At 69.8% G+C, this 12670-nt stretch carries 13 protein-coding genes; 5 read left to right on the top strand and 8 right to left on the bottom strand.

From position 1 onward, the window contains the following. Window positions 1-59: 59 nt before the first annotated feature. Both greA and BLV63_RS14445 read right to left on the bottom strand, forming a co-directional pair. Window positions 60-554: a transcription elongation factor GreA gene (gene greA, locus BLV63_RS14450; protein WP_066214527.1), complete on the bottom strand. Its 495-nt coding sequence runs from the start codon at window positions 552-554 to the stop codon at window positions 60-62. A 150-nt stretch (window positions 555-704) separates the two neighbouring features. Further along, on the bottom strand, window positions 705-1145 hold the full coding sequence (locus BLV63_RS14445) for a DUF4307 domain-containing protein (RefSeq protein ID WP_244907056.1): 441 nt from the start codon (window positions 1143-1145) through the stop codon (window positions 705-707). A gap of 72 nt (window positions 1146-1217) precedes the next feature. Here BLV63_RS14445 and mca point away from each other — a divergent pair, with 72 nt between their 5' ends. After that, window positions 1218-2129, top strand: coding sequence for a mycothiol conjugate amidase Mca (mca, locus tag BLV63_RS14440; RefSeq protein ID WP_066214531.1), 912 nt, complete (start codon window positions 1218-1220; stop codon window positions 2127-2129). 120 nt (window positions 2130-2249) lie between these two features. After that, on the top strand, window positions 2250-2555 hold the full coding sequence (locus tag BLV63_RS14435; RefSeq protein ID WP_066214533.1) for a hypothetical protein: 306 nt from the start codon (window positions 2250-2252) through the stop codon (window positions 2553-2555). Between the two features lie 95 nt (window positions 2556-2650). Here the strand turns inward: BLV63_RS14435 and BLV63_RS14430 are convergent, their stop codons facing one another. Further along, window positions 2651-3118: a MarR family winged helix-turn-helix transcriptional regulator gene (locus BLV63_RS14430; protein ID WP_066214535.1), complete on the bottom strand. Its 468-nt coding sequence runs from the start codon at window positions 3116-3118 to the stop codon at window positions 2651-2653. A 121-nt stretch (window positions 3119-3239) separates the two neighbouring features. On the opposite strand from BLV63_RS14430, the gene BLV63_RS14425 reads away from it, so the two are divergent. From BLV63_RS14425 to BLV63_RS14415, 3 genes are all read left to right on the top strand, one after another. Beyond that, window positions 3240-4184, top strand: a complete 945-nt coding sequence (locus BLV63_RS14425; protein WP_066214537.1) for an alpha/beta hydrolase — start codon at window positions 3240-3242, stop codon at window positions 4182-4184. Between the two features lie 177 nt (window positions 4185-4361). After that, complete coding sequence (locus BLV63_RS14420; protein WP_066214541.1) at window positions 4362-4850, top strand: hypothetical protein; 489 nt, start codon at window positions 4362-4364, stop codon at window positions 4848-4850. 169 nt (window positions 4851-5019) lie between these two features. Beyond that, the gene (locus BLV63_RS14415) at window positions 5020-7188 is read left to right on the top strand and encodes a thioredoxin domain-containing protein (RefSeq protein ID WP_066214543.1); all 2169 of its coding nucleotides are present in this window, start codon (window positions 5020-5022) and stop codon (window positions 7186-7188) included. 43 nt (window positions 7189-7231) lie between these two features. On the opposite strand, the gene BLV63_RS14410 is transcribed toward BLV63_RS14415, so the two are convergent. From BLV63_RS14410 to BLV63_RS14390, 5 genes are all read right to left on the bottom strand, one after another. Next, window positions 7232-7561: a branched-chain amino acid transporter permease gene (locus BLV63_RS14410; protein WP_066214545.1), complete on the bottom strand. Its 330-nt coding sequence runs from the start codon at window positions 7559-7561 to the stop codon at window positions 7232-7234. Then, window positions 7554-8330, bottom strand: a complete 777-nt coding sequence (locus tag BLV63_RS14405) for an AzlC family ABC transporter permease (protein WP_074784345.1) — start codon at window positions 8328-8330, stop codon at window positions 7554-7556. The genes BLV63_RS14410 and BLV63_RS14405 overlap by 8 nt, the downstream gene beginning before the upstream one ends. A 143-nt stretch (window positions 8331-8473) precedes the next feature. Then, on the bottom strand, window positions 8474-10003 hold the full coding sequence (locus BLV63_RS14400) for an amino acid permease (protein WP_254780566.1): 1530 nt from the start codon (window positions 10001-10003) through the stop codon (window positions 8474-8476). A gap of 98 nt (window positions 10004-10101) precedes the next feature. After that, complete coding sequence (locus tag BLV63_RS14395) at window positions 10102-11538, bottom strand: aspartate ammonia-lyase (RefSeq protein WP_066214547.1); 1437 nt, start codon at window positions 11536-11538, stop codon at window positions 10102-10104. Window positions 11539-11548: 10 nt separating this feature from the next. Further along, window positions 11549-12622 carry an asparaginase gene (locus BLV63_RS14390; RefSeq protein WP_139244705.1) on the bottom strand — a complete coding sequence of 358 codons (1074 nt, stop codon included), beginning with the start codon at window positions 12620-12622 and terminating at the stop codon, window positions 11549-11551. Between the last annotated feature and the right edge of the window lie 48 nt (window positions 12623-12670).

Below are 12670 nucleotides of genomic sequence, written 5' to 3'. Positions count from 1 at the left end.
CCCACCCGCGCCGGGTAGGGGCCTCAGCTGTTCCCTCGCGAAGAAGAGAACGGGGGAGATCAGCCGGTGAACGGCTTGGCGGAGAGGATCTCGACCGAGATCTCCTTGCCGTTCGGCGCGGTGTAGGAGAGGGTGTCGCCCTCCTTGTGGCCGATGATGGCCGAGCCCAGGGGCGACTTCTCGCTGAAGACGTCGATGTCGGAGCTGCCCGCGATCTCGCGGGAACCGAGGAGGAACGTCTCCTCGTCGCCGGCGATCTTCGCGACCACCAGCATGCCGGGCTCGACGACGCCGTCGTCGGCGGGTGCCGCGCCCACCTGGGCGTCACGGAGCAGGACGGTCAGCTGGCGGATGCGGGCCTCGATCTTGCCCTGCTCCTCCTTGGCGGCATGGTAGCCGCCATTCTCCTTCAGATCGCCTTCCTGGCGGGCGGCCTCGATCTTCTGAACGATCTCGGCTCGGCCCGGTCCGGACAGGTGCTCCAGCTCAGCCTTGAGACGGTCGTAGGCTTCCTGGGTCAGCCACGCGGCGGATGCGCTATTGGTGCTGGACACGTGAGAACTCCTCTTGATCAACTGCCACAAAGAACCCCGCTGACTGGCCGCTGGATGACGGGCAAACCAGGTCAACGGGGCAAAGGTATTCGCCTAGTGTAGGCAAAGCGGTGGACAAACCAAAGTCAACGGCGGCAGGCGCCGGATCGGTCAGCGTTTCAGCCAGCAACTGTCGACGACGCCGGACACCGCCAGCGATTCCGTGCGCACCGTCACGCGGCGCTGCGTGGTCTGGCCGTTCTCCGCGCCGAAGTCGGCAGCGTTGGGCGGGACGTCCACGTATTTCCAGCCGACGACGGCGTAGTGGTCATCCAGCGCCTTGATGGCGCACACGGCGGCGCTGTCCCGGTCCTTGGACACCTGGAAGTCCACCTCGGCGAACGAGGGGTCGTTGGCGCTGAAGCTCACGGTCTTGAAATCCACCGTGCTGACGGAGTTCCGAATGGCCAGGAATCCGGCCGCGCCCACGGCGAGCACCAGGGCCGCCACGAGGATCAGCAGCTTGGTACGCCGCGTGACCGGCCGCTTCTGGCGGCCGTAGCGATTGGATAGGCTGGACTCCATCGGCGTTGGGCTCTGGCTCGGCGTCACCACACCAGTCTAGTTCCTCGTCACCTGCGCGCTGTCCGCCGCCGGTGCCGGGCCGTTTCACAGGAGGCCGCCATGAGCGCCGCTGCCCCCGCCACCCCGGAGCGGGTCATCGACGACGGGGAGACCCTCCGCGTCCTGTTCGTCCACGCCCACCCGGACGACGAGTCGAGCAAGGGCGCCGCCACGATGGCCAAATACGTCGACGAAGGAGCCGAGGTCCTCGTGGCCACGTGCACCGACGGATCCCGCGGCGACATCCAGAACCCGCACGTGGTGGACGAGGCCCACCCGAAGCGGGACATGGCCGGCGCCCGCCGGCTCGAAATGGACAATGCCGCGCGGATCCTCGGCGTGCAGCAGACCTGGCTCGGCTTCGTGGACTCCGGCCTTCCCGAGGGGGAGCCGCTGCCGGCGCTTCCGGACGGCTGCTTCGCCTTGCAGCCGCTCGACGTCGCGGCCACCCCGCTCGTCAGCCTCATCCGGTCCTTCCGCCCGCACGTCGTGGTGGCCTACGACGAGAACGGCGGTTACCCCCACCCGGACCACATCATGTCCCACAAGGTGGCGGTGGAGGCCTACCACGCCGCCGGCGACCCGGAGCGATACCCGGGCACCGGCCCCGCCTGGCAGCCCTCGAAGCTGTACTACGACTGCGGTCTCGGGCTGGAGCGCATGCGGGCACTCCGGGATGCCGCCCGCGCCGAGGGACTCGACATCCAGGGGCTCGAGTGGATCGACGGGTGGCTGGAGTCCAAGGCCGAGCCGCTGCACATCCCGACGACGCGGATCGAGGCCGGCGCCTGGTTCGAGCGGCGCGATGCGGCCCTCAAGGCGCACCGCACCCAGATCGACCCGGACGGCTTCTTCTTCGCGTTCCCGGACGAACTGCAGCGGCGTGTCTGGCCGTATGAGGAGTTCGCCCTGATCGATTCGAAGGTCGGGGACACCGTGCCGGAGACGGATCTGTTCGCCGGACTGCGCTGACGGCGGTCCGGCACGGCACGACCCGGGCCGCGGCGCGGCCGGACGACCCCCGCCCGGTCTCCAGGCAGTTCTATCCGGCGTAGAATTGAGGGAGTCCCCCAGAACCTGAAGGTGTGAAGCGTGTACCAGCAGCTTGTGCAACTTGCCAACGACCCGAGCCCCAGCCCCCTCCCGGGCCTGAAGCCGGGCCTGACGCAGGACATGGTCACCCCGGGTCTCCTGGGCTTCCTCGCCACGGCGTTCATCGTCATCATCATGGCGTTCCTGATCGTCGACATGGTCCGCCGCATCCGTCGCGTTCGCTACCGCGGTGAAGTGGCCGAAGCCGCGGAGCAGGAAGCCGTGGAGGCGGATGGCGCGCAGCCGGAGCACGGCGCTTCGACCGGGACCGACGACGGCGAGAACGGCCCGCGCGAGTCCCGCTGAGCCCGGTGCTCCACTGAGGCGCGTCCCCCTGAGGTGCGGTGACGCGCCGGGGTGTTTCGGCGTCGTCGTGCATCCCGAAGGTCAGTCCGTGACGTTCAGTCGGAGGACGGCGTGCGGCTCCTGAGGCGCTGCGCCACATTCGCGCTGAGGTGCTCCAGGGAGTCCTTGAGGGTCTGGAACTCCTCGGTGTCGAGGGCCATGGCGTCCGCGATCGCATCCGGCACGGTGACGGCCTGGTCGCGGAGGTGCTGCCCTGCGCTCGTGAGGTTCACCTGGACGCTCCGTTGGTCCTCCGGGACCTTCTCGCGGATGACCAGTCCCGTCGCTTCGAGCCTCTTGATGAGTGGGGTGACGGTTCCGTAATCGAGGCCCAGCTTCTCGCCCAGCTCACCCATGGTCTGCGGCGCCTTCTCCCAGAGCGCGAGCATCGCAACGTACTGGGGGTAGGTGAGCCCGAGGGTGTCGAGGATCGGGCGGTAGGCAGCCGTCACGAGGCGCTGTGCGGTGTAGAGGGAGAAGCACAGCTGGTCGCCGAGATCGAGGCCATGTTGAGGTGTCGCCATATGTCCACGGTACAACTTGCGCGCAAGTTTTTTCGACAAATACCTTGCGCGCAAGGTGAAACTCCGTTAGATTCCTTGTGTGCAAGATAATTTGCACCCCATCGATCAAGGAGTGACCGACATGTCCAAGCCGATCCTGGAAACCGCCGCCGCCGAGTTCTCGGCCGCCACTGCTGAGCCTCCGTACCTCTTCGATCTCGGCCCCGTCGAAGGCCGCAAGGCCGTCATCGACGTGCAGTCCGGTGAGGGGGTCGAGAAGCCGGCCATCGACGAGGAGTGGGTCGAGATCGGCGGTGAACGCCCCTTGTCCGCCCGGATCGTCCGTCCCGCCGGGGCCACCGGGACGCTGCCCGTCGTGCTCTACACGCACGGAGCCGGCTGGGTGTTCGGCAATGCGGCGACGCATGACCGCCTGGTCCGTGAGCTCGCCGTCGGAGTGGGTGCCGCCGTCGTCTTCCCGGAGTACGACCTGTCGCCCGAGGCCCGTTACCCGCACGCGATCGAGCAGAACTTCGCCACGGCGCGCTGGATCGTGGAGCACGGCGCGGAGAAGGGGCTGGACGGTTCGCGTCTCGCGATCTCCGGCGACTCCGTGGGCGGCAACATGGCGACCGTCCTGACCCTGATGGCCAAGGAACGGGGCGGGGTCGAGTTCAAGCAGCAGGTGCTGTTCTACCCCGTGACCGACGCGTCGTTCGACACCGAGTCCTATCTCCAGTTCGCCGAGGGGTACTTCCTGCGCCGCGACGCCATGCAGTGGTTCTGGGATCAGTACACCACCGATGAGGCCGAGCGGAACCAGATCACCGCGTCGCCGCTGCGGGCCACGACGGAGGACCTTACGGGGCTGCCGCCGGCGCTCGTCATCACCGCTGAGGCCGACGTTCTGCGCGACGAGGGCGAGGCGTACGCTGCGAAGCTGCGGGAAGCGGGGGTTCCGGTCACGCAGATCCGGGTGGGCGGCGTGATCCACGACTTCGTGATGCTGGACGCCCTGCGCGACACCCAGGGCGCGCGAGCGGCCATGGAGCTGGCGATCAGCACGCTGAAGTCCGCGCTGGTCTGAGCCCGGCTGGTGCAGCCCGATCGACTGCCCGGCCTGATCGACTGCTCCACAGGATGCTGAAATCCCTCGATCTGAGGGTGAAACGACATCCAGTGGAGCAGCCGATGCGCGGGTGGTGTGGGGCCGGCGTGGTGAGGGTTCCTCGCCGCGCCGGCCCTGCGGTCTACGATGATCCGCATGACAAGCCGTGCCCCGAAGCCGACGTCCGCGCGCGAGTCCGCCCCGCGGAAGCCGGGCGTGGGGTCCCTGGTGTGGGGGACGCTGCTCACGATCGGCCTGACGGCGGCCCTCACCTTCGCCGTGATGTTCGACCCGCCGAGCCGGAAGAACGCCTACAGCGCCCCCGAGCTGAGTGCCCAGGTGGCGCAGGTCGCCGGGGTCATCGCGCTCGCCGCCCTCCTCATCAGCCTGCTCACCGTGCAGATCACGTCGGTCGAGGGCTCCCGGGTGGGCGAGGTCTGCGTGATCACGGTGTCTCTCTTCGTGGCCGGTATCGGGGTGTACCGGGCGATCGTCGGGACCGGCGACAGCCGCGGCCTCACGGGGTCCGATCTGAGCTGGTGGCTGCCGATGGAAGCGGTGATCGTGGTCCTGCTGCTCGGGCTGGCCATCCGCAGCGACCTACGACGGCGGTCGGGGACCCCGGCGGTGAGGCGCCGCCGGTGAGCCCCTCCATCCCCTCATCGACTGCTCCATAGGATGTCGAAATCCTCCGAATCGAGGGGAAAACGACATCCTATGGAGCAGTCGATCAGGGGGAAGGGGTAGGGGGGTATGCGGGCGGTTCGTGACACCCCCGTCGCCAGGGCCGCTCGCGCCGGGCTACGGTGGCTGCATGGCCAATCACCTCGCAGGACAGAGCAGCCTCTACCTCCGCCAGCACGCTGAACAGCCCGTGGACTGGCACGTCTTCGGCCCGGAGGTTTTCGCGGAGGCCGCCGCACGGGACGTCCCGGTGTTCCTCTCCGTGGGATACGCGGCGTGCCATTGGTGCCACGTGATGGCCCACGAATCCTTCGATGACCCCGCGGTGGCCGCGTATCTGAATGCGCATTTCGTCCCGGTGAAGGTCGACCGCGAGGAGCGCCCCGACGTCGACGCCGTCTACATGAGCGCCACGCAGGCCATGACCGGGCAGGGCGGCTGGCCCATGAGCGTCTTCCTGCTCCCGGACGGCCGCGCCTTCCACGCCGGCACCTATTTCCCGCCCCGGCCCGCCCGCGGCATGCCCGCCTTCAGCCAGGTCCTCGCCGCCGTCACCGAAGCATGGACGGAGCGCCGAGACGCCGTCGAGCAGCAGGCCTCCCGCCTCGCCCAGGGTCTGAGCGAGTTCGCCTCGCCGGTGCACCTCGCTGCCGCCCCGGCCGACGACGGCGGCACGGCGGACCGGCTCGCCGCCGCCGTCGCGCGTCTTGAGGAGGTGGAGTCCCCGGAGGGCGGATTCGGCAAGGCGCCGAAGTTCCCGCCGGGTCCGCTGCTGCCCTTCCTCACCGACCACGCGGCGAGCGGGCTGCCCCGGTCCGAGGAGGCTGGGGGACTGGCCGCCCGGACGCTCGCCGCCATGGCCCGGTCGGCCCTGCGCGACCAGCTCGACGGCGGCTTCTGCCGCTACTCCGTGACGGGGGACTGGTCGGTGCCGCACTTCGAGAAGATGCTCTACGACAATGCGCTGCTCCTGCGTGCCTACGCCCGGTATGTCCGGTTGCTGCGGTCGCCCGAAGGGACCGCCTCCCGCGAAGCCTGGGAGGCTGTGTTCCCTGATGCGGAAGCCACAGCCGTGGTCGAGGCCCTGGCAGGCTTCCTGCTCACCCCCGCTGACCAGGGCGGTCTGGCCGCGGGCACGAGCGGCGCGTTCCTGTCCGCGATCGACGCCGACTCCGAGCCCTCGCCGGACCAGCTGGCCCGCACCGGGCTGACCCAGATCGGCCTGCACGAGCGGGAAGGGGCCTTCGCTCTCTGGACCCCGGCCGAACTGCTCGAGCTCCTGGGCGAGGACGGTCTGCACCTGGCCCGCCTGCTGCACGTCGCCGAGCGGGGGAGCGTCTCAGCGCTCGGCTCGCCGTTGCACCCAGGCGGCGCCCTCGACGACGACGGCCGCGCGCTGCTCGACCGTGCCCGCCCCGCGCTCCTCGCCGCCCGGGCCACGCGTCCGCGTCCGGCGGTGGATGACAAGGTGGTCGCCTCCTGGAACGCCATGACGATCACGGCCCTGGCCGAGTCCGGGCGGGTCCTCGGGCGGCCCGAGTGGGTCGCCGGCGCGGCGGCGGCCGGCCGCTATCTGCGGGGGATGCACTGGAACCCTGAGGCGCGGTCGCTGGCCCGCGTGTCCCATGAAGGGCGCCCGGGGCCGGTCTCCGGTCTGCTCGAGGACTACGCACACACCCTCGAAGCCGCGCTCGTGCTGTTCCAGGTGACGGGCGACGCCATCTGGTACGACTGGGCCCGCGAGCTCTCCGACGCCGTCGAATCGGGTTTCCTCCGCGACGGCCAGGTGCTGAACGAGGATCTCCGGCAGAGCTCCACGGACCTCGAACCGCTGCGCGCGGCCTACGGCGGCAGCTCCGCGGTCGACCTTTTCGACGGCGCGACCCCGGCGCCGGTGTCGGTGCTGGCCGGGGCGTGGCAGACGCTTGCGGCCCTCACCGGCGACCAGACGCTGCGGGACCGGGCGCTTGGACTGGCCCGGACGGCGTCCGACGCGGCATCCGGTCAGCCGCGGGTGGCTGGAGCAGCGCTCGCCGTCGAACTGACCGGGCTGCTCGGCGTCCTGGAGATCGCCGTCGTGGGCGCGACCGGGCCGGAGCGGGACGGCCTGCTCAACGCGGTGTTCGGCAGTGCCCGGCCAGGGGTCGTCATCGCGTTCGGTGAGGACGCCGGCCGGGTGCCGCTGCTCGAGGGCCGGACGCCCGGGCCGGAGGGAACGCCGCGGGCGTACGTGTGCCGCGAGATGGTGTGCCACGCGCCCGTGGACTCACCGAAGGAACTGCTGGCCGGGCTGCGCTGACTGAGGGCCGACTGGCTGAGGTACGCGCCGATCGCGGCCTGACTCAGACGAACACCAGATTCGCCAGCACGAGGCAGACCGCGGTGCCCGTCGCCATGCTGAGGATCGCGTTGCGGCGCCACCAATGGGTCAGGGCCGTGACCACGATGCCGGCCATCTCCGGGATGCCATGGCCGGAGCCGCCGAAGTCCACCCCGCTCACCGCGTAGAAGAGCAGGATCAGGATGGCGCCGAGCGGCATCCACACCCGGAGGTCGGCCAGGAGCGGTGAGTCCTTGAGCGCGCCCTTCAGCGCGAACGGGATGGCACGCAGCGCGAACGTCACGGCGGCGGCCGCGGCCACGGCGAGGAGCAGGTACGGGACGTCAGTCATCGGAGCCTCCCGTCGGGGCGGACGGCCCACCCTGATCGCCGTGCCCACGCTTGCCGGTCCAGCGCGATTCGCGCCAGTGCCGCAGGAGCAGTCCTGCGAACAGGAGGCAGAGGGCGACCAGGAGCATCTGCGCCGGAGCGAGCAGCAGGGCCAGGACCGCGGATCCCGCGGACAGCGCGACGAGCGCGACGTCGGGACGTGCCCGGAAGGCGTCGATCGTCAGCACGACGAACAAGGCGACCATCAGGAAGCCCAGGCCCTTGATGCTGCCCAGGAAACCGGAACCGAGCAGCGCGCCCAGGACCGAGCCCGAGACCCAGGAGATCTGCAGCAGCAGCTGGGTCCAGAGGATCTGCGACGAACTCGCGCGTTCCCCTCTGCGGCCGGACAGGAGGGCGAACGCCTCGTCGCACAGCGCGAAGATGCTGTACGTCTTCGCGAGCCGGCCGCGCACCCGGTCCAGGGGGAACGAGAAGCCGTAGAAGAGGTGCCGGGAGTTCACCAGGAACGTGGTGGCCGCGATGCTCAGCACCGGGGTGGCCGACGCCAGGAGGCCCACCAGGATGAACTCGACCGACCCCGCGAACACGAGACCCGACAGCAGCGGCGCCACCCACCACGGCAGCCCGTGATTGGTGACCAGGACGCCCAGACCCATGCCGAGCGGAACGAAACCCAGGCAGACCATCCCGGCCTCGGACAGCGCCGCGCGCAGCCCTGCGAACCGGGCGGGTGGTGGGCTTTCGGGTGCGGGATTCTGCTGGGGCACCCCACCATCCTAGAGAACGCGCCGGTGACCTGTGGCCGCCAGGCCATCCGGGCTGCGCCAGGACAGCGCAAACGCACGACGACGGCGGCCGGGGTGGCCGCCGTCGTCGTGCGTCAGGGGTGCTTCAGTGGGTGTCGCGCGCCTCAGCCGCGAGGCGTCGGCCGGTTGGCGATCACGGGAGCGGCGCCCGTGAACCCCTTCCTGGCCTCGGCGATGTCCCGGATCCGGTCACGGCAGACGAACCAGCCGACCACCATCAGGCCGCAGGCCACCACGGTGGCGAGCAGGGTCCACGGGGAGTCGATGAACACCATGATGAGCACCAGCGCGAGGAACACCAGGGTCACGTAACCCGTGTACGGGGCGCCCGGCATCCGGAACGACGGCCGTTCCAGCCAGCCCTTGGCGGCCCAGCGCTGCAGCTGGATCTGACACAGGATGATCGTGGCCCAGGAGGCGAGGATGCCCACGGAGGCGACGTTGAGGACGATCTCGAAGGCCTCGCCCGGCACCAGGTAGTTCAGCGGGACGCCCAGGAGGGAGACCACGGCGGTGATCGCGATGCCGCCGTACGGCACGCCCGCCTTGTTCATGCGCAGCGCGAACTTGGGGGCGGAACCGGCCGCCGCCATCGAACGCAGGATGCGGCCGGTGGAGTACAGGCCGGCGTTCAGCGAGGACAGCGCGGCGGTCAGGACCACGAGGTTCATGATCGAGTCCATGCCCTGCACGCCGATGGAGCCGAAGAACGTCACGAAGGGGCTGACGCCCTTCTGGTACGCCGTGTACGGCAGGAGCAGCGAGAGCAGGATGACGGAGCCCACGTAGAACACCGCGATGCGGAACACCACGGAGTTGATGGCCTTCGGCATGATCTTCTGCGGGTTCTCGGTCTCGCCGGCCGCGGTGCCCACGAGCTCCACGGACGCGTAGGCGAACACCACGCCCTGCATGAGCAGGATCATGGGGAGCATGCCGTTCGGGAAGATCCCGCCGTTGTCCGTGATGAGGGAGAAGCCGGTGGGAGCGCCCGTCGGGGTGCCGAAGATGACGAGCCAGATGCCGACCAGGAGGAAGGACACCAGAGCGACGACCTTGATGAGCGCGAACCAGAACTCCAGCTCGCCGAACACCTTCACCGAGACGAGGTTCAGCGAGAGCACGACCACGAGCGCGATCAGGGCCCAGGCCCACTGCGGGACGGCGGCGATCCACGGCACGTACTTGCCGAAGAAGTTCATGTAGAGGGCCGCGGCCGTGGTGTCCACGATGGTGGTCATGGCCCAGTTGATCCAGTAGAACCAGCCGGAGACGAACGCGGCCTTCTCGCCGAAGAACTCACGGGCGTAGGAGACGAACGAGCCGGAGGACGGGCGGTGCAGCACCAGCTCGCCCAGGGCGCGGAGGATCAGGAAGACGAAGGCGCCGCAGATCGCGTACGCGAAGACGAGGGACGGGCCCGCCGCGGCCAGGCGCCCACCGGCGCCCATGAAGAGGCCGGTGCCGATGGCGCCGCCGATGGCGATCATCTGGACCTGGCGGTTCTTGAGGCCCTTGTGGTAGCCGGCGTCCTCAGCGTGCAGGACGTGATCGGTCGAATGGGCGTGCCCGCCGTCCTCCAGGTGGTCGGGGACCGCCTGTGGACTCGGGGAGCTTCCGGAGGAGGACATCATGGGTCCTTTCGGTGAGTGGTGGGGAGATCAGTATTCACGAGGTGCGTTTCGCCGGGGTTTCTTCACGATTGCACGGAACGCACCCGAGGGGGAGGGTGTCAGGAGGACAGATTCGCGAGGCGTTCCGGGCGGAGGAGCTCCTCCAGCCGTTCGGCCGAGAGCAGGCCGCGCTCCAGGACGAGTTCGGCCACGCCGCGCCCGCTGGCGAGTGCTTCCTGAGCGATCGAGGTGGCTGCCGCGTAGCCCAGCTGGGGGTTGAGCGCGGTGACCAGGCCGATCGAGTGCTCCACGGTGGAGCGCAGATGTGCCGTGTTGGCGGTGATGCCCTGGACGCAACGTGCCGTCAGGGTGCGGCAGGCCGCTTCGAGGTGCGTGATGCTCTTGTGGAGGCTGTGCACGATCACGGGCTCGAAGGCGTTGAGCTGCAGCTGGCCCGCCTCCGCGGCCATGGTCACGGTGACGTCGTTGCCGATCACCTCGTAGGCCACCTGGCTGACGACCTCCGGGATCACCGGGTTGATCTTGCCGGGCATGATGGACGAGCCGGACTGCACGGCCGGCAGGTTGATCTCACCGAGACCGGCACGCGGACCGCTGGAGAGCAGCCGCAGGTCGTTGCAGATCTTGGAGAGCTTGACGGCCACGCGCTTGAGCACGCCGGACAGGTGCACAAAGGCGCCCATGTCCGAGGTTGCCTCGATCAGGTCCGGAGCCGTCACGAGCGGCAGGCCGGTGGCCTCGGCGACGTGGCGGCACGCGGACTCGGCGTAGCCGGCCGGCGCGTTGAGGCCCGTGCCGATCGCGGTGGCGCCGAGGTTGATCTCGTACATGAGCCGCGCGGATTCGCGCAGGCGCTCGCGGTCCTCGCCGATGGTGACGGCGAAGCTGCCGAACTCCTGGCCGAGCGTCATGGGCACGGCGTCCTGCAGCTGGGTGCGGCCCATCTTGACGACGGTGCGGAACTCGGCGGACTTGACTCGGAAGGCCTCCTGGAGCTCCTCGAGCGCGCTCAGCAGGCCCTCGATGCCGCGCGCCGTCGCGATGCGCACCGCGGTGGGGTACACGTCGTTGGTGGACTGGCAGAGGTTCACGTCGTCGTTGGGGTGCAGGTGGGCGTAGTCGCCGCGGGGGAAGCCGAGGATCTCGAGCCCGCGGTTGGCGATGACCTCGTTGGCGTTCATGTTCGACGACGTTCCCGCGCCGCCCTGGATCACGTCCACGACGAACTGGTCGTCCAGCTGACCCGCCATGATGTCCAGGCAGGCCGCTTCGATCGCCGCGCCCTTCTCGGCGTCGAGGAGGCCGAGTTCGCGATTGGCGCGGGAGGCGGCGAGCTTCACGGCGGCCAGGCCGTGAATGAGGTGGGGATTGCTGGAGAGGCGCTGACCGGTGATGGGGAAGTTCTCCACGGCGCGCAGGGTGTGCACGCCCCAGTAGGCGTTCTGGGGGACGTTGCGGTTGCCGAGGAGGTCATGCTCGCTGCGGAATCCGTCGGCGACCGCTTCGTCGGCGATGGGGGTGGGGGCGATGGTCATGAGGTTCGTCCTATCGGGTCTGGGCTGCTCGGGCCCGGTCAGGGGAGACGGGAGCGGGGAAGGCGGCGTCGAGGGCCACGAGGTGGCCGCGGACCTCGCCGCCGCCCAGCACGGGCGGGGCCGCCAGGGCCGCCACGGGTTCGACGTCGACGCCGAGTGAGGCCAGCGCGCGGATGGCCACGGGCATGCGGGCCCGGTCTCCGCCGTCGGAGATCTTGACGGCCACCGCGTGGCCGCTGGGGAGACCGATGAGCTGGACGCCCTCGAAGCCGTCCTTGGCGAGGAAGCCCGGCAGAGCGCGCATGAGCGCCGTGACGTCGCGGCCTTCACCGGCCACCATCTCAGGGTGCCGCATCATGGCACGCGCGACGGCGGCGCCCGCCTCATCGATGCCGGTGCGGTCGGCGGACGGTGCGGTTGCGCCGTCGTCGGCCCCGGCGTTCTCGGCGGCTTCCGCGGCGAGGCGGGCCAGACGCCCGTAGCCGCGGGCCATCGCCACGAGGCTGAGGGCCGGCAGGGGAGTGCCGCAGCCGTCGGTGGACCACTGAGCGGGCTCTTCGCCGGTGAGCTCGGTGACAGTGTCGGCGACGAGGCGTTGCAGCGGGTGGCCGGGATCGAGGTAGCCCTCGACTGCCCAGCCGTTCAGCGTGCAGACGCCGGCCATGGCGGCGTGCTTGCCGGAGCAGTTCTGGCAGATCTGATCTGCCGAGCCGCCGTCGCGGAGCCACTGCTCGCGCTCGGCGACGCCGTAGGGGAGATCGCGGGAGTTGGCCAGGGCGTCCTCGGTCAGTCCGTGGAGTTCGAGGATGCGGTGCGCGCCGGCGCGGTGCTCGGGGCCTCCACTGTGGCTCGCCGAGGCCAGCGCCAGGAGCTCGTCCGGCAGCTCGAGCCCGGCCCGCAGCATCGCGACCGCCTGGAACGGCTTGAGGGCGGAGCGCGGGTACATCGGAGTCTGGGTATCTCCAGCGCCGAAGAGCAGTTCCCCGTCCGGGGAAACGACGGCGAAGGAGCCGTAGTGGACCCCCTCGACGCGCTGGTCACGGCTCAGCGTGGCCAGAGGGACGTGGGACGGGACGTCGGGCATGGGTGGCGCCTTCCTTGCTGGGGGTGGGTCGTGCCGGGCAGGGTGGTC

It is taken from the genome of Arthrobacter woluwensis, from assembly GCF_900105345.1.
Lineage (GTDB): Bacteria > Actinomycetota > Actinomycetes > Actinomycetales > Micrococcaceae > Arthrobacter_E > Arthrobacter_E woluwensis.
The sequence above is the reverse complement of the archived record's forward strand: the minus strand, read 5'-3'. Positions and strand labels throughout refer to the sequence as shown.

Excerpts from the sequence above, each read along its gene's own strand:
- mca (WP_066214531.1), top strand. The coding sequence starts at position 1,218 with ATGAGCGCCGCTGCCCCCGCCACCCCGGAGCGGGTCATCGACGACGGG.
- BLV63_RS14430 (WP_066214535.1), bottom strand. The coding sequence starts at position 3,118 with ATGGCGACACCTCAACATGGCCTCGATCTCGGCGACCAGCTGTGCTTC.
- BLV63_RS14425 (WP_066214537.1), top strand. The coding sequence starts at position 3,240 with ATGTCCAAGCCGATCCTGGAAACCGCCGCCGCCGAGTTCTCGGCCGCC.
- BLV63_RS14420 (WP_066214541.1), top strand. The coding sequence starts at position 4,362 with ATGACAAGCCGTGCCCCGAAGCCGACGTCCGCGCGCGAGTCCGCCCCG.
- BLV63_RS14415 (WP_066214543.1), top strand. The coding sequence starts at position 5,020 with ATGGCCAATCACCTCGCAGGACAGAGCAGCCTCTACCTCCGCCAGCAC.
- BLV63_RS14410 (WP_066214545.1), bottom strand. The coding sequence starts at position 7,561 with ATGACTGACGTCCCGTACCTGCTCCTCGCCGTGGCCGCGGCCGCCGCC.
- BLV63_RS14400 (WP_254780566.1), bottom strand. The coding sequence starts at position 10,003 with ATGATGTCCTCCTCCGGAAGCTCCCCGAGTCCACAGGCGGTCCCCGAC.
- BLV63_RS14395 (WP_066214547.1), bottom strand. The coding sequence starts at position 11,538 with ATGACCATCGCCCCCACCCCCATCGCCGACGAAGCGGTCGCCGACGGA.
- BLV63_RS14390 (WP_139244705.1), bottom strand. The coding sequence starts at position 12,622 with ATGCCCGACGTCCCGTCCCACGTCCCTCTGGCCACGCTGAGCCGTGAC.